Source organism: Pseudomonas sp. D3, from assembly GCF_029320995.1.
Taxonomy (GTDB): Bacteria; Pseudomonadota; Gammaproteobacteria; order Pseudomonadales; family Pseudomonadaceae; genus Aquipseudomonas; species Aquipseudomonas paraveronii.
In genome coordinates this window covers 4,479,732-4,498,005 of the sequence record NZ_CP119772.1, presented here as the reverse complement: position 1 = coordinate 4,498,005, position 18,274 = coordinate 4,479,732, and the positions used below count along the sequence as shown (strand labels likewise).

Genomic DNA, 18,274 nt, shown 5'->3' with positions numbered 1-18,274 from the left:
GATTGCGGCGCCTGCACCCCGCATCCACAAATAGTGTTTATGGAGGTTTGTAAAAGCCTCGGGAGTGCCGCAAATGAGTAACGTCACGGCGGCATTGCCGCGCAAAAGCATGCTGGAACATGAGCGCAGGTTCCTGAAGATCGCCGGCGACGGTCTGATCAAGGAGAAGATCGGTGGCGCTGCCGCAATGGCGTGCCTGTTGGATATGGTCGCCAGTTGGCACGCCACCCGGGTCAGTATCGAGTTTGGGGATTACTGCAAGCGCTGGGTGGCCGAGGGCAATGCCAAGAGCAAGTCGGCCGACAAGCTTTTGCGGAATATCCTCGGCTTGGACGACAACCCACCGCCACGCCGCATTCGGAGAGCTGCATGACTGTCTACCGATCAGCCGAGCACGGCATCATGCGTGCAATGAACGTCGACTCGATATCGCTCCACAAGGGCGCCGGGTGGCAGAACAAGTACAAGCCGGACGCATGGGAGGCTGAGCGCGCCGACAACCCGTGCCCCATGGATCGGTTCGACCAATTGACCCAGGACAGCATGACTCGGTCTCTATTGCGCCGGGTGTTGGCTGCCCAGCAGTGGCATGTCCTGGTCGCGCACTTCATGGTCGATTTGGACGGATCAACCCAGCAGCATCGTATGGCCGCTATCGCGTTCTTGGCCCGGTCAGCGCCAGGTAAGTCGCATCACCTGTTCAGGACGAAGTGCGTGACGGCCTGGGCAACACCGCGACTTCCCGAGGCATTCATGGTGCTGCACACCTGGGACAACGCAGAGCCGCCAACACCGGAGAAGACGCTGTATCGGTGGCGGTCGGATCTGCGCAAGTGGCTGGAGAGTGAGCGCGACACTGCGATCGCCTCGGCATGGGTGGTTCTCAGTGAGGCGGGGCTGATAGCAGAAGCTGCTTGACTGTCTGAGAAAATGAGAATTTAATACGCCACATTGCGGTTCTGCGTCTTTAGGATGCGAACACGAAAAGCCCGACCACTGAGTCGGGCTTTTTGTTGTGTTATTGATAGCTAAAGGCCTTCAGCGTGATGTAGATTCTCCCGGAATATTCAATGGAGTTTCCCGGTGAAGGACCAGTTAACGCTCGATCTCCCTATTTCGTTCTACTTCGAATCGGATGATCCGATTCCAATTGATGAAATAGTGGCCTCGCTTCTTGGGCTGCAGAAGCTAGCATCTAAGGTGCCCTTACTGGTCGGCAATCTCTGTGACACGGAGTATGAGGTTGATCTCGATAGTTTGAAGGTTGCGAAGATCGAGTCTGGTAGCCTGCTTGAAGTACTGGTGCTGACCCTGCTTTTTAGCTCTGCGGTCGACAAGGAAAGATGTATCCAGTGGCTCAATGAGACCAAAATGGGAAAATATGCGAAGTATGGCCTAGGAGGCCTTTTACTGCTGCTGCTTGCCAGTGAGTCAATCACTCTTTATGACACCTTCAAAGGTAAAGGTGGAGAGGGTGAGACACCTAGCATTCAGGCCAACAACAACATCCTCATCAATATCGGTAGCGAGGCTACAGGTGCCAGTGCTGCTGAATTGCGGACTGCCATTGACGGCGCCCTAACCGGCGACCGAAAAAAAATGGTGAGGGCTGCGTTGGATTTTGTCAGGCCTGCATCGGGCGAGGGCCGCGGAGGATTGCATGCAGGAGAAGAGGCAACAGGCGTTGTTTTTTCTCATCAAGCTGCGACGGACGCACCGGCGACGCCTGATTTTCGCGTAAAAGATACTGAAGTTGCGTTCACCAATACGAGGCTCGAAATCCGAGCGTTAGATCGAGATAAGCTGAATAGTGGTTGGAGAGGGACGCTACCCCAAGCCACCGGCGAGAAAAGACTTCCGCTCTACTTCGCTGAAGGTTTGGATATCGCCAAGGCGGTTACCCAAGAGTCTGTGCAAGCAGATGTCGAGGTTGTTATGTCGACCGATTTCAATCGGGGGATATTGATTCCCAAGAGCATCACAGTAACTAAAATCTACTGAGTGCTTCTTCACCACAGCTGGGCCATAGCGCGAGGTTTGGTGCTTGGAAAACATGCTAGAGCCCCGCCACTGTGCGGGGCTTTTGCTTTCTACAGTTCATCGAGCCTCGGCATTTGCCGGGGCTTTTTCGTTTTCGGCTCCACCACACCCATCGCTCCGAGCTGGGAGTGCTGCTGGAGCCGGATCTATTCGCTCCCCGAAAGGGAGGAACCTGAGATGCCGAACATGCCAGACAAGCCAGACACCTGGGCGATTGTGCTTGCGTGGTTTAGCCAGCATTCGCCAATCCTCTATGCGGCTGCGCTGTCCTGCGCCATGGCCGTCCTGCGTATCACATACGGCGGCGGTACGCGGCGCCAGATGCTGGTGGAGGGCGCGATCTGTGGCGGCCTTACCTTGACGATCATCAGCGGTCTGGACTTCTTCGGTCTGCCCCAGAGCATGGCCACCTTCGCAGGTGGTTGGGTTGGCTTCCTGGGCGTAGAGAAGATCCGGTCGATTGCTGACAGGGTGACTGACTTCAAGTTGCCCAGTCGCAAGGTCGATTAATCCGCGCCACGTTTTCGAGCGAGCCAAGTCGTGGCGCGAACACGTAGCCGGCTCAATCATTCGAAGGTGTCCGCATGTTCAAGATCGATTTAGGGTTGGATTCTGCCCCGGTCACTGCGGGCATGTTGGAACTTGAAAAAAAGCACCTTCCTTTTGTGGTGGCCCTGACCGCGACCCGGCTGGCCCAGCGGGTCAAGGAAGGCACCATTACGGTGATGCGGAAGCGCCTGGATCGGCCAACCCCGACCACGCTGAATAGTCTGTTTGTGAAGATGGCTACCAAACAGCGTGCCGCTGAAGTCTATTTCAAAGACTCGTGGGCATCTGGCGTTCCTGCCGACACTTACCTGCAGCAGGCGGTAAGCGGTGGGATGCGGCCCCATAAGCGTTTCGAGAAGTCGCTGATAGCGCGGGGCATCATGCGCAGCGGCCAATACGCGGTGCCTACCACGGCTTTTATGAATCAGTACGGCAACGTGTCACGCGGCACGATGCTGAAGATCCTTTCTGGCCTGGGGGCTGCTGAGTCAGCGCGGGGCTATCAGGCCAATGCCAGTGGCAGCGCCCGAAGTCGCCGCAAGGGCAACGCCCATCGCTTCTTTTCTGGCGAGGTCGACGGTACGCAAGGTGTGTGGGAGCGCAAGTCGATGGGCATGGGGGATGCAGTGCGGCCGGTATTCATCTTCGCTGACTCGGCCCCGCGATATCGCACCATCTTCCCGTTCTTCAAGATCGCCGAGAACATCGTGAAGGCCAACCGGGAAGAGGTGTTCGCTGGTGCCTGGGCTGATGCCATGGCTGGTGCGCGGTGATGTGGGTCGTCCGGGCGGGATCGTCAAAAAAGGTGAAAAAAGCCGGCTTTTTGTCGTTTTCTTCGACTTTTTGGCTTGACAGCCCCCTTGGGGGCAGAAACCAAAAGGTACTCCCGGACCCCAGCCCCTAAGGGGGTAATTCGGGCCCCGCCTTATCGCTATGTATGACCCTTTTCCAGAGGTTGGTTGTTGTTATGTCTTCCAAGATCACCACGATCACGCGGCAGCCGGGTTGGCTGAACAAGAAGAACATGGCCGACAGCCTTGGTATTTCGGTGCAGGCCTTTGATAAATGGGACGTCACAGCAGTAGCGAAGATCGGCCGCGAGTCGTTTTATGACGTCCGGTCGGTGCTGGATAACCGCCTGCAACACCAGACCGGCAAGCAACAACCTGGCGCCGAAGAAGTTGATCCGCTGATTGGTTACAAGATCGATTGCGAGCGTTTGCGTCTGACCCGAGAGCAGGCCGACGCCCAGGCACGCAAAAACAAGATCGGCGACAAGGAGCTTGTTCCGGTCGGTTTCATGATTTTTGCGCTGTCCAGCCTGTCGGCGCAGTTGGCCTCAACCCTGAACACCATTCCCAAGAGCGTGAAACGCAAACACCCCGATATCGCAGTGCGTCACCTTGATGCAGTCGAAACCGAAATTGCTGTTACGCGTAACGCTGCTGTTGGGTTGGCTGACCGCATACCGGAGCTTTTAGATGAGTACATCGCCACCGTGGATGAGACCACTGGTTGACGCTGTCCGGCGCGGGCTGAAAAGCCTTCAGAAAGATGCTCCCCTGACGGCCGTCGAGTGGGCAGATAAGTATTTTTATATGTCCTCGGAATCGTCCTACGGCGAAGGCAAATGGACAACAGAGGCCTTCCAAGTGCCCTTGCTCAACGCAATGGGCAATGACCTTATCGAAGAACTGAACCTGCTGAAGTCGGCGCGGGTTGGCTATACCAAGATGTTGGTGGCGAACATCGCCTACAAGATCGAACACAAGAAGCGCAGCGTCTGCATGTGGAGCCCGACCGACGACGACGCTAAAGACATCATGAAAAAGCACGTCGATCCGATGATTCGCGACGTGCCGGTGATCAAGGCTCTGGCGCCCTGGTGCGGAAAGAAACACGGCGACAACACCCAAGAATCCAAGGTGTTCGAAAACCGCAAGGTGCTTTGGTGGCTGGGCGGTACGGCCGGCGGTAACTACCGGGAGAAAAGCCCGGACGAGGTCGGCTATGACGAGCTGTCGAACTTTGATGAGGATATCGACGGCGAGGGTTCGCCGACCTTTCTGGGCGACAAGCGTCTAGAAGGGGCGACCTACCCAAAGTCAATTCGCGGTTCCACGCCAAAGCTGGCGGGCACCTGCCAGATCACCCGGGCGGCCGAGGAATCGGCGTACCTGATGCGCTTTCACATTCGCTGCCCGCACTGCCGAACTGAGCAGACGCTTAAGTGGGGCGGGCCGGATGAGCCGCTTGGCATCAAGTGGCTGAAGGACGATCGCGGCGAAGTCGTCAAGGCCTGGTATCTGTGCGAGTCCGGGCACGGCTGCACGTTCGAACATCACGAGATGATCGAGGCGTCACGTTCGGGCCGCTACATCTGCGAGAAAACCGGCATTTGGACGCGCGACAGCATGGAGTGGTTCGAGGCGGACGATACGCCGATCCGCACGCCGCGCCGTCTGACGTTCCATATCTGGACGGTGTACTCGACGTTTACGACCTGGGTAAAGATCGCCGACGAGCGGGTCAAGGCTGGCAAGGATCGGGGCAAGCTCAAGACGTTTACCAACACCACGCTGGGCGAGACGTGGGAAGAAGACCAGACCGAGAAAGTCGACTGGGAGCTGCTGCACGCGCGGCGTGAGGTTTACGCCGCCCAGGTGCCGCCGCGCGTTGTCGTGCTTACCGGTTCGATCGATACCCAAGATGACCGTTATGAGCTGCGTGTGTGGGGTTGGGGTGCCGGCGAAGAAGCGTGGTTGATTGACCGCGAAATTCTGTATGGCGATCCATCGAGCGCGGTTCTCAAGCGCAAAGTGGGGCGTGAGCTGCACCGCATGTATACACGTGCAGACGGTGCGGTCATGCGCGTCGAGCGTTGGTGCTGGGACTCCGGCGGCCACCACTCGGAAGCTGTTCGGGCTGAGAGCCGCAAGCATGGCGTGCATTGGGTGATCCCGATTTTCGGGGCCAGTACCTACGGCAAGCCAATTGCGAGCTTCCCGCGCCGCAAGGAAAAGAAGTCGAAAACCTACCTCACGGAAATCGGGACCGACAACGCCAAAGAGGTGATCTACAACCGCCTCAAGCTACAACCGGACGGCAATCGTCCGGTGCCGGGTCTGGTGCACTTTCCAGCAGATGACCTGATCTGTGACGGCGACGAGCTGAAGCAGCTCACCAGCGAAACTAAGAAATGGATCATGGCCCGAGGACGTCGCGTGCTTCGCTGGGATGCCAGCAAGAAGCGCAACGAGGCGCTCGACTGCTTTGTGTACGCCCTGGCGGCGTTGCGCATCTGCCAAGAGAAATTCGGCCTCGATCTGGAGTATCTGGCGCGTCAGAACTCGGCTTTGAGCGATGAGGGCGAGCCAGAGGATCAAGACGAGCAGGACGAGCCAGACGAAGCGATCGACCTTGACGAGCCACAAGCTCCGGCCCCCGAGCCGTCACCCGTGCCGATCCAACCTCAACCAGACCACCAGCCTGCCGCCGGCGGCTGGATTGAAACAGGAGCGAACGCATGGCTGTGACAGCGCAGGAAATGCTTGATAAGTACATGCAAGCTGAGGCGGACGTGCTGGCCGGCAAGGACGTGCAGTTCAACGGCCGACGTGTCGTCATGGCGGATCTGCCGCAAATCAGGCAAGGCCGGATGGAGTGGGAGCGGCGAGTGGCCCAGGTGCAGCGCGGAGGGCGCCCGGGGTTTTCTCTGGCGGCGTTTGAATGAACCTGCTGGATAAGGCCCTTGCGCCGCTGTTCCCGGGTTTCGTCGCTGAGCGGTTGCGCGCGCGTAACGTGATCATGGCGTTTGAAGCCGCCACGGTGACGCGCACGCACAGGGCCAAGAAGCAAACCAAAAGCGCTGATGCCTCGCTGAACAAAACGCTGAAATCGTTGCGTGAGCAGTGCCGCAAGCTGGACGAAGACCACGACATTGTCACGGGGCTTTTTGATCGTCTGGAAGAGCGAGTGGTGGGTGGTCCGGGTATTGCGGTGGAGCCGATTCCGCTGAGGTACGACGGCGCGATCCACACCGCGTTCGCGGCATCGGTTAAAGCGCTATGGGGTGAATGGTCGCTCACGCCAGAGACGTCCGGGGAATTGACCCGGCCGCAAATGGAACGATTGATGTGTCGCACCTGGCTGCGGGATGGCGAGGGATTGGCGCAGATGCTGATGGGCAAGGTGCCCGGCTACGACCACCTGCACGGCGTGCCGTTTGCGCTGGAGCTGCTGGAGCCGGATTACCTGCCCATTGAGTACACCGATCTGTCCAAGGGTATTGTGCAGGGCGTCGAGCGCAATGCATGGCGTCGCAAGCGGGCTTACCACCTGTTCAAAGGGCATCCGGGGGATCAGCGCGGAATCTTTGCGCAGAACACCAAACGCGTGCCGGCCGAGCAGATGATTCACATCGCGCACCGTAAGCGCATTGGTCAGAACCGTGGCCAGCCGCTGCTACACGCGGTGTTGATCCGCCTGGCGGATATCAAGGATTACGAGGAAAGCGAGCGGGTCGCGGCGCGAATCAGTGCGGCGTTGGCCATGTACATCAAGAAGGGGCTTCCTGACGATTACATTCCGCCGGCCGAGGGTCAGGTGCGCGCAGAGCGAACCTTTCCGATCGCGCCGGGCATCGTGATCGACACGCTGCTGCCCGGCGAAGACGTCGGGATGATCGAAAGCAACCGCCCGAATCCCTTCCTTGAAGGGTTCCGCAATGGCCAGCTCAAGGCTGTCGCGGCGGGTACGCGCGGCACATATTCCAGTGTCGCGCGCAGCTATGACGGCACCTATTCGGCGCAGCGTCAGGAGTTGGTCGAAGGCCAGTTGGGTTACGACCTGCTGCAACACGAATTCATCGACTACTGGTGCCGGCCGGTTTACCGGAAATGGCTCGAAATGGCGATCCTGAGCGGCCAGTTGGTCGTGCCTGCTGATGTCGATCCGCGAACGATCTACGGCGCGTTTTATCAAGGCCCGGTGATGCCCTGGATCAATCCGGTGCATGAGGCCACGGCGTGGAAAATTCTGGTTGAGGCCGGCTTTGCAGACGAGGCCGAGGTGGCCCGATCGCGGCAGCGCAACCCTTCAGAACTCAAGGCGTCGCGCACGGCAGAAGTCGCCGCGAACCGCGAGAGCGGGCTGGTGTTCAGCTCGGACTTTTACCACCAAATCTACGGGAAGAATCAGCCCAATGATGACGAAAAACAACGAGCCGCTGATGCGGCCACGGGCGTCGATAAGCCCGACGAATAAGCCCGAGGAAAGTTGGTACTCCATTCGCGCCGCGTCGCGGGGTGTGGCCGAAGTCATGCTCTATGACGATATCGGCGCCTGGGGAATCTCGGCTCGCCAGTTCGCTCGCGATCTGGCGGCGCTCGGTGACGTGTCACAGATCAATCTACGGATTCATTCCGGCGGCGGTGACGTGATGGACGGCACGGCGATGTACAACATTCTGCGCGGGCATTCGGCGCGCGTAGAGGTGTACATCGACGGCATGGCCGCTTCGATGGCCAGCGTGGTCGCGATGGCGGGCGATGTGATCTATATGCCGGCCAACTCCATGATGATGATCCACAAGCCATGGGGCGGGCAGATCGGGGATGCCGATGATCTGCGCGAATATGCCGATCTGCTCGACAAGGTTGAGGGCACGCTGGTGCAGGCGTATGCGCGCAAGACGGGCAAGTCTGCGGAGGAAATCGCGGCAATGCTCAAGGTAACGACGTGGATGGATGGAAACGAAGCGGTGGCGGCCGGCTTCGCGGATCAGGTGTTAGAGCCTATCAAGGCCGCCGCACAACTCAATTCGAAACGCCTGGAGGAATACACCAGCATGCCTCAGACAATGCACACCTTGATGAATCCACGCGGCTCTGTTCCAGCGCCTGCCCCGGCTCCAGCTCCAGCTCCAGCCCCCGCTCCAGCGCCAGCGCCGGCGCCGGCGTCCGCTAGTCTGACGGCCGACCAGATCCGCGCTCAGGCGCTGGCGGATGATGTGGCCCGTCGTACCGGCATCGTCGCGGCATTCGGCGCGTTCGGCGAGCCCCATGCACAATTGCTGCGCACCTGCCAGGATGATGTCAATTGCACGGTCGCACAGGCTCGCGAGCAACTGCTGGCCGCCATGGGCGCGGCAACCACCCCGACCGCGAACGTTCGCCATCCTGGTCATGTTTCCAACGGCAATCTGGTGGGTGATTCGGTTCGGGCTTCGTTGTTTGGTCGTCTCGGCATCGAAGAAAACCAAGCGGACAACGCTTACAACCACATGACCCTGCGTGAACTGGCCCGGGCATCCCTGGCTGATCGCAGCATTGGTGTCGCGACGCTGCGGCCGATGGATATGGTCGGTCTGGCCTTTACCCACGATGCCAGCGACTTCGGCAACATTCTGCTCGATGCCTCGCACCGTTCGTTGTTGGCGGGCTGGGAGGATGCCGAGGAAACTTATCACCTGTGGACGCGCCAAGGCCGCTTGAGCGATTTCAAGGTGGCCAACCGCGTCGGTCTGGGTGCAATGTCGACGCTGCGTGAAGTGCGCCCAGGCGCTGAATACAAGTACATCACCCTCGGCGACACCGGCGAGACGATTCGCTTGGCCACCTACGGCGAGATCTTCAGCATCAACCGTCAAGCCATCATCAACGATGACCTCGACGCCCTGAGTGCGATTCCGCGGCTGATGGGGGCGGCGGCTCGCGCAACCATTGGTGATCTGGTGTACGACACTCTGATCAATAACGGCAAGATGAAGGATGGCAAGCCACTGTTCGAGGCCTCGCGCAAGAACCTGTTCACCGGTGCCGGCTCGGCGCTGTCGATCGCGGCAATGAGTGCGGCCAAAACCGCCATGGCGCTGCAGAAGGGCAAGCCGGCCAAGGAGGGCGAAAAGACCCGCACGCTGAACGTCCGCCCTGCGTTCCTGTTGTGCCCGGTCGCGCTGGAAGACCAAGCCAATCAGTTGATTCGCTCGACGTCGGTGCCGACCGCCCAGGTCAATGCCGGCGTGGTCAACCCGATTCAGAACTTCGCCCAGGTGATCGGCGAACCGCGTCTGGACGACAATTCGTCGACGTCGTGGTATTTGGCTGCGAAGCAAGGTAGCGACACGATCGAAGTGGCCTATCTCGACGGTGTTGATGTTCCGTACATCGACCAGATGGAAGGCTTCACCAGCGACGGCATCGCGACCAAGGTTCGCATCGACGCCGGCGTTTCTGCGCTTGATGCGCGCGGCCTGAACAAGTCCGCCGGCGCCTAACGCGTCGCCCATCCCATGACCCCGCCCAGTGCGGGGTTTGTTGTTTCTGAAGAGGGAAAAAGTCTATGTCCACCAACTATGTAAGCAATGGCGAAACCGTCACCTTGCCAGCCCCCACCGGCGGCTCTGTCGCGGGCGTGCCCCAGGTGATCAATGATCTGGCCGTGATGCCGCTGCAGGGCGGCCCCAAGGGCACGGTGATCGTCTACCGCACCGGCGGCAACTGGAGCGTGCCGGCCGATGCCGCGCTGAAGGCGGGCATGAAAGCCAGCGTCAAGGCGGGCGCCCTGGTCGCGTCGGGCACGGCGGACTCGGCCCCCTACGGCAAGCTGTTGACCGATTCGGTCGGCGGTTATGCCGAAGTGCTGATCGTTCAGTAATGGCCGGTGCCCGTTTCAGAGACGTGGCTGACCGCGTGGACGCGTTACTGGTGAGTCGTTTGGGCGATCCGGTCACCCTCGCAGACGGGCGCGACATATCAGGGGCCTTTACTTCCCCCTTTGTCGGCGCAGAGATTGGCGGCGGCAAGAGCGGCGCCGCACGCCTGGGCGGGGCAATCAATGCCGACGAGGTATTAGAACCCACCCTGACCGTGCGAGTGGTTGACGTACAAGGCGTCAAAAAGGGCGACTTTCTTACCATTGAGCTACCGCCCTTGCTGGGGGGTGGCCGCTACAAGGTCGTGCGCTTGAAGCCTGACGGCTCGGGCATGGTTGACCTGGTGCTGAGCGTGCCCAATGAGCGAACTGACGACATTACATGAAGCGATCACTCGCATTATCAGCGAGCGCATGCCCCGCGTGCTGCACGTCGAGCAGTTTCCGGAGCTGGATGCCGAGGTGAAGACTCCGGCGTTGCTGTACGGCATCACTGATATGACCCTTGGTATTGACCGGGGGGAGGGCAAGACGGCGCTCATTGGCCGCTTTCAGTCCTGTATTTTGATCGAGGCTGACCGGCCTAAGGCATCGCTACAGGCCGCTATCCTTGCGGCCCAAATGACGACAGTGCTCAAGAATCAGTTTTGGGATTTGGATTTTGTCACCGGCCCGCCGGAGCAGGTCCACGCCCAGCCTGAAGCCCCGACTGCGGAGCTTGAGCAGTTCGTCATGTGGTCGGTGCAGTGGATCCAGCCTTTCGAGGTCGGGGAATTGGCGTGGCCATGGCCCGATGAGTCGCCTGGCTCACTGATGTTCGGGTTCAACGATGACACAAAAGACCAGTTTTTCCCGCCCGAGGAACTGCCGTGAGCTACGCAAGTGCGGAACATGACCGCATGATTGCCGCCATGCTGATGCCCTGTGTGGTGGTCGGTGTTGATCTGGCGGCACCGGCGGTGCGCGTCAGCAATGGCGAATGGACGAGCGCCTGGGTGCGCTGGCATAGCCTGGCGGCCGGTAAGGCGCGGCACTGGCGCGCGCCCAGCCTGGGCGAGCAGGGGGTGTTGTTCAGTCCCAGCGGCCAGGCGGGCATGGGCACGTTTATCCCAGGGTTGTACGGCGATGCCGGCGGCCCGCCGGATAACCGCGATCATGTCGAAGTCTGGCGTTTTGACGATGGCGGCTCGCTGGTTTACGACTGGGCGGCCAAAACCTACACCATCACCCTGCCGACTGGTACCGTCACTATCAAAGTGGGCAGCACCGTTGTGACCGTTACGGATAACGCGGTGAATGCGACGGTTGGCGGTACCGAGTTCGACCTGGCGCCCGGTTGGGCGGCGATTAAATCGCCTCAGATAGCGTTGATCGGTGCGGTAGAAATTGACGGCCCGTTACACGTAACGCAAAGCATCACCGGTGCCGCCGACATCCTAGCGGCCGGTAATAGCGACAACCACCACAAGCACTAATCAAATTCACCTACAGCCCGCCGCGTGCGGGCTTTTTCATGCCCGGAGAAATCATGGCCAAGACCATCGAGACGCCCGCAACCGAAGAACAAGCCACTACCGTGCCGGCGTCTTTGACGTTCCGCGATCTGGTCTACACGTCGCGCACGTTGGTTGTGCCTGGTACCGATCGTACTTACCCGGTTGCCAAGCATCTGGTGGTGGTGCCGGAGTCCGATAAAGAGGCTGTGGCCTTCCTGAAGGCTAATAGCGAATACGCCGCCCAGGAGGGCTAAGCCAGATGATCGGAATGGATCGCCACACCGGGCAACCCATATCCGGCATCGAGCATTTGCGACAGTCCATCGCGGACATCTTAAGTACGCCCCTGGGCAGTCGCCGGCACCGGCCGGAGTACGGCAGCAAGCTACGCCTGTTTGTTGACTTGCCAATCAATGCCGGCTGGAAAAGTGCGGTTCAGGCCGAAGCGGCCCATGCCCTCGGCCGTAATGAGCCGCGCCTAAAGCTTGAGCGCGTGACGGCGCTGTCGCTGCTGGACGGGAAAATCAATATGAGCGTTGCCGGCAATTACCTGGGCGACAGCTTTGTCTTGGAGGTAAGCGTATGAGCATCGTGGACTTGTCGGCCTTGCCGGCGCCGGAGGTGCTTGAGCCGCTGGACTTCGAAGAGGTCTACGACGAAGGGCTGTCGGCGTTTCGCGCCTATATGGGCGACAACTGGAATGCCGCGCTCGAAAGTGATCCGGTTTCCAAATTGCTGGAGGTCGGGGCTTATAACAAGGTTGGTAACCGTGCCCGGGTTAACGATGCATGCAAGGCGCTGCTGTTGGCTCACGCCATCAAGGGTGACCTTGATCAGTTGGGCGCAAACGTCAACCTGCCACGCCTGGTTATTCAGGCCGAGAATCTGCTGGCGGTTCCACCGATGGCCGAAGTCCTTGAGGATGATGATCCTTATCGCGAGCGCATCCAGTTGGCCTATGAGGGCTTGACCACGGCCGGTCCGCGTAACAGCTACATCCTGCACGCACGTAACGCATCCGGCCTCGTGCGGGATGCCACGGCGGAAAGTCCGTCGCCGGCAAGCGTGACCGTAACGGTGCTGAGTACCGAGGGGGATGGTACGCCCACGCCGGAACTGTTGGCCACGGTGGCTACAGCTTTGAATGATGAGGACGTGCGGCCATTGGGTGACCGGGTAAAAGTCCAGGGTGCCCAAATTCTGAAGTACCGAATTGACGCCATCCTGCACATGAACAGCGCCGGACCAGAAGGTGACGCCGCCTTGGCCGAAGCCAAAGCCCGCCTTTCGAAATGGATCAACCCCCGTAAGCGCCTCGGCATTGAGGTGGCGCGCTCTGCTGTGGACGCCCAGGTGCATGTTGCCGGCGTTTCTCGTGTTGAGCTGGTCGGGTGGGTAGACCTGTCACCTACAAAGGCCCAGGCCGCGTACTGCACCGGTTACGACGTGAGGTTGGCGGATGAAAAGCCTGCTGCCCAGTAATAGCACCCAGCTAGAGCGGGCCATTGAGGCGGCGTTCTACGAAAAAACCATTGTTCCGTTGCGCACGCTCTACAACGCCGATACGTGTCCGGCCCATTTGCTGCTGCATCTGGCGTGGGCTTGGTCGGTCGACCGCTGGGATTACCGGTGGAGCGAGGCGACCAAGCGGGCCGCCATCAGGGCCTCGTACTACATCCACAAGCACAAAGGCACGATTGGCGCGTTGCGCCGCGTGGTCGAGCCGCTGGGCTACCTGATCGAAGTCATGGAGTGGTGGCAGACGGTGCCGGAGGGCGTGCCGGGAACTTTCGCGCTGAAGGTCGGCGTGCTGGACACCGGCATTACCGAAGAAATGTACGAAGAGCTGACCCGGCTCATTGATGACGCCAAACCTGTCAGTCGGCATATGACCGGTCTGGCGATCAGCCTGGAATCCACCGGCTACATCGGCATTGGCGCCTGTGTAAGCGAGGGTGAAGTGATCGACGTTTACCCTCCAACCCCCCGCGATATCGAGGTGACCGGCTCTTATGGCCTGGTCATGTGTATTGATGAAGTTGACACCCTGGACGTGTATCCATGATTGATCAGAACAGTCAGTTCTTCGCCATCCTCACTGCTGTGGGTGAGGCGAAACAGGCAAACGCAACGGCGCTCGGCGTTTCTTGGACATTTACTCAGATGGGAGTAGGTGACGCCAATAACACGGACCCTATCCCGAGCCGAACCCAAACTAAGCTGATCAACGAGTGGCGCCGGGCGCCAGTCAATCAGGTTCGACCGGATCCGGTTAACCCGAACATCATCATCACAGAGCAGGTAATACCTGCCGACGTGGGGGGTAAGTGGATCCGTGAACTTGCTCTGTATGACGCTGATGGCGACATGGTTGCTGTGGCCAACTGTGCGCCCAGCTTCAAGCCTTTGTTGGTCCAGGGTACCGGCAAGACCCAAGTTATTCGTATGAACTTCATCGTTACAAGCACCGCGAATATTGTTCTGAAGATTGATCCGGCGGTAGTTTTGGCGACCCGTGAATACGTGGACACGCAGATTATTGAAGCGTTGGCGAAGTTGGACTTCAAGCACTCGGTGTTGGTGGCTACTACGGCCAACATTGCTCTGAACGGCTTGCAGACCATCGACGGTGTGCTGTTGCCAGCGGATGCACGCGTGCTTGTGAAGAACCAAACAGCAGCCAAGGAAAACGGCTTGTATGTGGTTTCCTCGTCAGGCGTGTGGAAGCGAACCCAGGACGCTGACAGTAGCGTCGAGGTGACGCCGGGCCTATTCGTTAGTGTCGAAACGGGTGCCGCCAACGGCGACAGCGTTTGGCAATTGGTGACTGACGCGCCGATTGTGCTGGGCACTACTGCGCTAGTCTTTGAGATGGCGGCGGGGCGCACAGGCATTGCTGCTGGCACCTATAGAAATGTCACCGTAGACAAGTGCGGGAGGGTGATCGCGGGGACCAACCCTACGACGCTGGCCAGTAGTGGGATCACTGACGCATTGCCGCTGACTGGTGGCACGCTCACAGGTTCTTTAAATCTGACTGACGCAAAAAGCGTCTATATCCGCCCTGTTCAGTCGCCTTCCTGGGCCGCCGGACTCATCGCAGGGCAATTTGATGGAGAAAAGGCAGGTATTGGCTATCTCGGAAGTAACGACAATGTAAATGTCGTTTTCATGGGGTTAGGTGCAACGCCCTGGGTCAATGGTTACGGTATCCGAGTATCGACCGGTGGCGTTGAAATTGCGGGTCCTATCAGTGGTGATGGGTCCGGCCTGACTGGCCTCAAGTTTTCTGCCCTAACAGGGCTACCCAATTCACTATCTGCCTACGGTGTCCCATTTGCGAGTCAGGTCGAGGCTGAAACCGGAGCCGACACCAACAAGCCAATGAACGCATTGCGCACTTTTCAGGCTATCGCGGCCAAAGTGATCCAGGCCACCGAGAGCAAGCTCGGTACTGCACAGATTGCCTCTAAAGTTCTGGTCGACGCTGGTGACGATGACAGCACCATCGTGACGCCGAAAAAACAACGCTGGGGCTTTCGAATTCTGATCGGTCGGGCGGGCTATATCGTGTTCCCAACGTGGTTGAAAGGTTGGATTGTTCAATGGAACGTTGGGGTTTCGCTAACAGGTTCAGCAATTAATACCTCCTATTTCCCCATCCCTTTCCCGACCGATGTCGGTGCGGTGGTAGTCGGGGCATATAACAACAGCGGGTCAGGTTCCTACACCGTGTGCCTGAGCGATGGCACGGGTGGTTCCAAAGGCGCTGTTTTTGCCGACCGTTTTACAACTTATAACAATGGTGTCACTGGCTCGGCGGGTATGAGCTATATCGCCGTCGGTACTTGAGGGCCGTTCTATGTACTACGCAACGTTTCATTCAGACGGAACGCTTTACCAGCGTTTGATCAAGGGAACCCATGCAATCCCGGAAGGGGCTGTGGGGGTCGATGCTGTCCTTTGGTCGAGACTTATCAACGAGGTCGACGGTATTTGGACGCTCCGCGCAGAGGGCGAGATCGTGAAACTACCGCTGCCTCCTGTTCTCCTGACTCTGCAGGACGTTGAGCGTCTGCGTATTACGGCCTATGCCGACCCCTTGAAAGGTTCGGACCGTTACTTCGCGGAGGCTAATCGCATGCAGGCTATGGGCGAATCTGGCTGGGAAGTTGTACGGGATGCAGGTATCGCGCGCTACAAGGAAATTCAGTCGCTGTACCCCTGGCCAGAAGAAGTCACGCAATAAAAAAGAGGGCGGTCAGCAGATGTTGCCTGCAAGTCAGCCAAGGCCCTCCCACTCCCGTGAGCGAGCAGGCCAATTCAAGGTCAACCCCTGGAAGTCTATTTAAGCGCCGCCGGCATTCCAGCCTAGGCGTCGTGCTTTACACGCAACACGAACAACCACGGCCTCGCTTATGCGGGGCTTTTTCGTTTCTGGAGATTGAGCCTTATGAGTTTCTTTCACGGCATCACCACCTCGCTGATCGACACCGGCGCGCGCACCATCACGCTCCCGTCGTCCTCGATCATCGGCCTATGCGACACCTTCACCCCGGGCATTCTTGGCGGCGGTAATGCCAAGGCCGGCGAGCTGAAGCTGATCACGTCCGAGCGTGAAGCCATTGCAGCGTTCGGAGCGGACTCGGCGATTACCCGCGCTTGCCAGGCGATCTATGTACGGGCGAAGGCTGTAATCGTCGCCATTGGCGTTCCTAAGCTCGCTGACGCCGCGCTTCAAACGTCCGCCATTATTGGTGGTGTTCTGGCGGATGGGCAGCGCACCGGCCTTCAGGCGCTGCTGGACGGCAAGAGCCGACACAACGCCCAGCCCAAGCTGTTGATCGCTCCGGGGCACTCGGCCACGCAGGCGGTGGCCACCGCTATGGATGCGCTGGCCGGCAAGCTGCGCGCGCTTGCAATCATTGATGGCCCGAACACCACCGATGAGGCCGCTATGGCCTACGCGTTGAACTTCGGCAGTAAGCGGATCTATCTGGTGGATCCGGGCGTGCAGTTCTGGAGCACCGTCGACAGCGCGACCGTGGATGCCCCGGCCTCGGCCTGGGTGGCGGGTCTGTTTGCCTGGACTGATGCCGAGTACGGCTACTGGGCGTCGCCATCGAACAAAGAGTTCGTAGGCATCACCGGTACCACCCGGCCGGTGGAGTACTTGGATGGCGACGCAACGTGCCGGGCAAACCTGCTCAATAACGCGAACATCACCACGATCATCCGTGACGGCGGCTACCGCCTGTGGGGTAACCGCACTTGTTCGGCTGATGCCAAGTGGTCGTTCGTCACCCGCGTGCGTACCTGCGACATCCTCATGGATGCGATCCAGGCGGGGCACAAATGGGCCGTTGACCGCTCGATCACGAAAACCTACGTCTCGGACGTTACCGCCGGGCTTCAGTCCTTCATGCGCGACCAGAAGAACTCTGGCGCGGTGATCAACTTCGAGGTCTACGCCGACACCGAGCTGAACACGGCCTCCCAGTTGGAGCAGGGCAAAGTCTTCTGGCGCATTCGCTTTACCGACGTGCCGCCGGCTGAGAACCCGAATTTCCTGATCGAGGTCACCAACGAGTGGCTGACCGAAGTACTTGAAGCAGCCTAAGGGGGCCGAGCAATGATTCCTGAAATGTTGACCAACTGCGTCATGTTCGTTGATGGCGTGAGCTTTTCCGGTGACGTGCCGTCCATGACGCTGCCCAAGCTGTCGATCAAATCCGAGGAATACCGGGGCGGCGGTATGAGCGGCCCTGTCGACCTGCCTACCGGCTTGGAAAAGCTGGAGGCAGCATTCACCACCAACGGCGTGCGTCGTGAGGCGTTGAAGTTCTTCGGCCTGGCGGATCAGACGGCGTGCAACGCTGTTTTCCGTGGATCGTTCAAGGGCCAGAAAGGCACCGTCAAGGCGGTAACTGTGACGCTGCGCGGGTCGCTCAAAGAAGTGGACATGGGCGATTGGAAGCCAGGCGACAAGGCCGAAATCAAGCACGCCATGGCCGTTACCTACTACAAGCTCGAAATCGACGGGCGTGTGATGTTCGAAATCGACTTTGCCAACATGGTGCAGGTGATCAACGGTGTTGATCAGTTGGCCGCTGAGCGTTCGGCCCTGGGCCTTTAAGGATTGATGACATGACCAACGTATCTCTCGCTGCACCGCTCCCGTCCTGGCTGATCCTGAGTGACGATGGCGTTACCGTAACGCTCAAGCACAAGGCCAATCTCAATGGCGTTTTGACCGACAAACTGATGATGCGCGCACCCAGCGTAAAAGACGTTATGGCCGCCAAAATCGCCGGCAATGGTGACCATGAAAAGGTGGAGTTGAACCTGTTTTGCAGTCTGCTCACGGCTACCGAGGCAGAGCTCACCAGCCTCAAATACAAGGACTACATGCGCCTTCAGGCGGGCTATTTTCGCCTGGTTGAAGAAGACGACGTGTAACGAGGGCACGCTTAAGGTGCTGGCCAAGCGATTGGCAAAAGAGACGGGTTTCTCGGCTGCCGAGATCCTGGCCATGC

23 protein-coding genes are annotated in these 18,274 nt (G+C 59.1%); all 23 read left to right on the top strand.

Annotation, left to right across the window (positions count from 1 at the left end):
* The first annotated feature begins 73 nt into the window (after nucleotides 1-73).
* The 23 genes from P3S72_RS20610 (at nucleotide 74) to P3S72_RS20500 (ending at nucleotide 18,197) form a co-directional block, all read left to right on the top strand.
* Nucleotides 74-373, top strand: a complete 300-nt coding sequence (locus P3S72_RS20610; RefSeq protein ID WP_276193850.1) for a hypothetical protein — start codon at nucleotides 74-76, stop codon at nucleotides 371-373.
* Complete coding sequence (locus P3S72_RS20605; protein ID WP_276193848.1) at nucleotides 370-918, top strand: hypothetical protein; 549 nt, start codon at nucleotides 370-372, stop codon at nucleotides 916-918. The genes P3S72_RS20610 and P3S72_RS20605 overlap by 4 nt, the downstream gene beginning before the upstream one ends.
* Nucleotides 919-1,083: 165 nt before the next feature.
* Nucleotides 1,084-2,001, top strand: a complete 918-nt coding sequence (locus tag P3S72_RS20600; protein ID WP_276193847.1) for a hypothetical protein — start codon at nucleotides 1,084-1,086, stop codon at nucleotides 1,999-2,001.
* Nucleotides 2,002-2,217: 216 nt separating this feature from the next.
* Complete coding sequence (locus tag P3S72_RS20595; protein WP_276193846.1) at nucleotides 2,218-2,550, top strand: phage holin, lambda family; 333 nt, start codon at nucleotides 2,218-2,220, stop codon at nucleotides 2,548-2,550.
* 74 nt (nucleotides 2,551-2,624) lie between these two features.
* On the top strand, nucleotides 2,625-3,362 hold the full coding sequence (locus tag P3S72_RS20590; protein ID WP_276193845.1) for a hypothetical protein: 738 nt from the start codon (nucleotides 2,625-2,627) through the stop codon (nucleotides 3,360-3,362).
* Between the two features lie 194 nt (nucleotides 3,363-3,556).
* Nucleotides 3,557-4,108, top strand: coding sequence for a terminase small subunit (locus P3S72_RS20585; RefSeq protein ID WP_276197964.1), 552 nt, complete (start codon nucleotides 3,557-3,559; stop codon nucleotides 4,106-4,108).
* Nucleotides 4,071-6,125, top strand: a complete 2,055-nt coding sequence (locus tag P3S72_RS20580; protein WP_276193843.1) for a terminase gpA endonuclease subunit — start codon at nucleotides 4,071-4,073, stop codon at nucleotides 6,123-6,125. Before P3S72_RS20585 ends, P3S72_RS20580 begins: the two co-directional genes overlap by 38 nt.
* A complete protein-coding gene (locus P3S72_RS20575; RefSeq protein ID WP_017848176.1) occupies nucleotides 6,116-6,322 on the top strand; it encodes a hypothetical protein in 207 nt (68 codons plus the stop codon). Before P3S72_RS20580 ends, P3S72_RS20575 begins: the two co-directional genes overlap by 10 nt.
* A complete protein-coding gene (locus P3S72_RS20570; RefSeq protein ID WP_017848175.1) occupies nucleotides 6,319-7,854 on the top strand; it encodes a phage portal protein in 1,536 nt (511 codons plus the stop codon). Before P3S72_RS20575 ends, P3S72_RS20570 begins: the two co-directional genes overlap by 4 nt.
* On the top strand, nucleotides 7,793-9,865 hold the full coding sequence (locus P3S72_RS20565) for a ClpP-like prohead protease/major capsid protein fusion protein (protein ID WP_276193842.1): 2,073 nt from the start codon (nucleotides 7,793-7,795) through the stop codon (nucleotides 9,863-9,865). Before P3S72_RS20570 ends, P3S72_RS20565 begins: the two co-directional genes overlap by 62 nt.
* Before the next feature lie 65 nt (nucleotides 9,866-9,930).
* On the top strand, nucleotides 9,931-10,245 hold the full coding sequence (locus P3S72_RS20560) for a hypothetical protein (protein ID WP_017848173.1): 315 nt from the start codon (nucleotides 9,931-9,933) through the stop codon (nucleotides 10,243-10,245).
* Entirely contained in the window at nucleotides 10,245-10,628 is a 384-nt protein-coding gene (locus P3S72_RS20555; RefSeq protein WP_276193841.1) for a hypothetical protein, read from the top strand. Before P3S72_RS20560 ends, P3S72_RS20555 begins: the two co-directional genes overlap by 1 nt.
* Complete coding sequence (locus P3S72_RS20550; protein ID WP_276193840.1) at nucleotides 10,603-11,115, top strand: hypothetical protein; 513 nt, start codon at nucleotides 10,603-10,605, stop codon at nucleotides 11,113-11,115. The genes P3S72_RS20555 and P3S72_RS20550 overlap by 26 nt, the downstream gene beginning before the upstream one ends.
* Nucleotides 11,112-11,717: a phage baseplate assembly protein V gene (locus P3S72_RS20545; protein WP_276193839.1), complete on the top strand. Its 606-nt coding sequence runs from the start codon at nucleotides 11,112-11,114 to the stop codon at nucleotides 11,715-11,717. The genes P3S72_RS20550 and P3S72_RS20545 overlap by 4 nt, the downstream gene beginning before the upstream one ends.
* Nucleotides 11,718-11,770: 53 nt before the next feature.
* Complete coding sequence (locus P3S72_RS20540) at nucleotides 11,771-11,992, top strand: hypothetical protein (RefSeq protein ID WP_276193838.1); 222 nt, start codon at nucleotides 11,771-11,773, stop codon at nucleotides 11,990-11,992.
* 5 nt (nucleotides 11,993-11,997) lie between these two features.
* Nucleotides 11,998-12,324, top strand: coding sequence for a GPW/gp25 family protein (locus P3S72_RS20535; RefSeq protein WP_276193837.1), 327 nt, complete (start codon nucleotides 11,998-12,000; stop codon nucleotides 12,322-12,324).
* Complete coding sequence (locus P3S72_RS20530) at nucleotides 12,321-13,220, top strand: baseplate J/gp47 family protein (RefSeq protein ID WP_276193836.1); 900 nt, start codon at nucleotides 12,321-12,323, stop codon at nucleotides 13,218-13,220. The genes P3S72_RS20535 and P3S72_RS20530 overlap by 4 nt, the downstream gene beginning before the upstream one ends.
* Nucleotides 13,198-13,803 (top strand): phage tail protein I, encoded by a 606-nt coding sequence (locus P3S72_RS20525; RefSeq protein ID WP_276193835.1) that lies wholly within the window; start codon nucleotides 13,198-13,200, stop codon nucleotides 13,801-13,803. The genes P3S72_RS20530 and P3S72_RS20525 overlap by 23 nt, the downstream gene beginning before the upstream one ends.
* On the top strand, nucleotides 13,800-15,590 hold the full coding sequence (locus P3S72_RS20520; RefSeq protein ID WP_276193834.1) for a phage tail protein: 1,791 nt from the start codon (nucleotides 13,800-13,802) through the stop codon (nucleotides 15,588-15,590). Before P3S72_RS20525 ends, P3S72_RS20520 begins: the two co-directional genes overlap by 4 nt.
* A 10-nt stretch (nucleotides 15,591-15,600) precedes the next feature.
* Complete coding sequence (locus tag P3S72_RS20515; RefSeq protein WP_276193626.1) at nucleotides 15,601-15,987, top strand: hypothetical protein; 387 nt, start codon at nucleotides 15,601-15,603, stop codon at nucleotides 15,985-15,987.
* A gap of 204 nt (nucleotides 15,988-16,191) precedes the next feature.
* Nucleotides 16,192-17,358, top strand: coding sequence for a phage tail sheath family protein (locus tag P3S72_RS20510; protein ID WP_276193833.1), 1,167 nt, complete (start codon nucleotides 16,192-16,194; stop codon nucleotides 17,356-17,358).
* Nucleotides 17,359-17,370: 12 nt separating this feature from the next.
* On the top strand, nucleotides 17,371-17,874 hold the full coding sequence (locus P3S72_RS20505) for a phage major tail tube protein (RefSeq protein WP_276193832.1): 504 nt from the start codon (nucleotides 17,371-17,373) through the stop codon (nucleotides 17,872-17,874).
* Nucleotides 17,875-17,885: 11 nt separating this feature from the next.
* On the top strand, nucleotides 17,886-18,197 hold the full coding sequence (locus P3S72_RS20500; RefSeq protein ID WP_276193831.1) for a phage tail assembly protein: 312 nt from the start codon (nucleotides 17,886-17,888) through the stop codon (nucleotides 18,195-18,197).
* The last annotated feature ends 77 nt before the right edge of the window (nucleotides 18,198-18,274 follow it).

Bases quoted from the DNA above. Each gene is read 5' to 3' on its own strand.
- P3S72_RS20550 (WP_276193840.1), top strand. From the start codon at position 10,603: ATGAGCGAACTGACGACATTACATGAAGCGATCACTCGCATTATCAGC.
- P3S72_RS20595 (WP_276193846.1), top strand. From the start codon at position 2,218: ATGCCGAACATGCCAGACAAGCCAGACACCTGGGCGATTGTGCTTGCG.
- P3S72_RS20610 (WP_276193850.1), top strand. From the start codon at position 74: ATGAGTAACGTCACGGCGGCATTGCCGCGCAAAAGCATGCTGGAACAT.
- P3S72_RS20575 (WP_017848176.1), top strand. From the start codon at position 6,116: ATGGCTGTGACAGCGCAGGAAATGCTTGATAAGTACATGCAAGCTGAG.
- P3S72_RS20505 (WP_276193832.1), top strand. From the start codon at position 17,371: ATGATTCCTGAAATGTTGACCAACTGCGTCATGTTCGTTGATGGCGTG.
- P3S72_RS20510 (WP_276193833.1), top strand. From the start codon at position 16,192: ATGAGTTTCTTTCACGGCATCACCACCTCGCTGATCGACACCGGCGCG.
- P3S72_RS20530 (WP_276193836.1), top strand. From the start codon at position 12,321: ATGAGCATCGTGGACTTGTCGGCCTTGCCGGCGCCGGAGGTGCTTGAG.
- P3S72_RS20500 (WP_276193831.1), top strand. From the start codon at position 17,886: ATGACCAACGTATCTCTCGCTGCACCGCTCCCGTCCTGGCTGATCCTG.
- P3S72_RS20515 (WP_276193626.1), top strand. From the start codon at position 15,601: ATGTACTACGCAACGTTTCATTCAGACGGAACGCTTTACCAGCGTTTG.
- P3S72_RS20560 (WP_017848173.1), top strand. From the start codon at position 9,931: ATGTCCACCAACTATGTAAGCAATGGCGAAACCGTCACCTTGCCAGCC.
- P3S72_RS20590 (WP_276193845.1), top strand. From the start codon at position 2,625: ATGTTCAAGATCGATTTAGGGTTGGATTCTGCCCCGGTCACTGCGGGC.
- P3S72_RS20570 (WP_017848175.1), top strand. From the start codon at position 6,319: ATGAACCTGCTGGATAAGGCCCTTGCGCCGCTGTTCCCGGGTTTCGTC.
- P3S72_RS20520 (WP_276193834.1), top strand. From the start codon at position 13,800: ATGATTGATCAGAACAGTCAGTTCTTCGCCATCCTCACTGCTGTGGGT.
- P3S72_RS20535 (WP_276193837.1), top strand. From the start codon at position 11,998: ATGATCGGAATGGATCGCCACACCGGGCAACCCATATCCGGCATCGAG.
- P3S72_RS20540 (WP_276193838.1), top strand. From the start codon at position 11,771: ATGGCCAAGACCATCGAGACGCCCGCAACCGAAGAACAAGCCACTACC.
- P3S72_RS20525 (WP_276193835.1), top strand. From the start codon at position 13,198: ATGAAAAGCCTGCTGCCCAGTAATAGCACCCAGCTAGAGCGGGCCATT.
- P3S72_RS20580 (WP_276193843.1), top strand. From the start codon at position 4,071: ATGAGTACATCGCCACCGTGGATGAGACCACTGGTTGACGCTGTCCGG.
- P3S72_RS20605 (WP_276193848.1), top strand. From the start codon at position 370: ATGACTGTCTACCGATCAGCCGAGCACGGCATCATGCGTGCAATGAAC.
- P3S72_RS20585 (WP_276197964.1), top strand. From the start codon at position 3,557: ATGTCTTCCAAGATCACCACGATCACGCGGCAGCCGGGTTGGCTGAAC.
- P3S72_RS20555 (WP_276193841.1), top strand. From the start codon at position 10,245: ATGGCCGGTGCCCGTTTCAGAGACGTGGCTGACCGCGTGGACGCGTTA.
- P3S72_RS20565 (WP_276193842.1), top strand. From the start codon at position 7,793: ATGATGACGAAAAACAACGAGCCGCTGATGCGGCCACGGGCGTCGATA.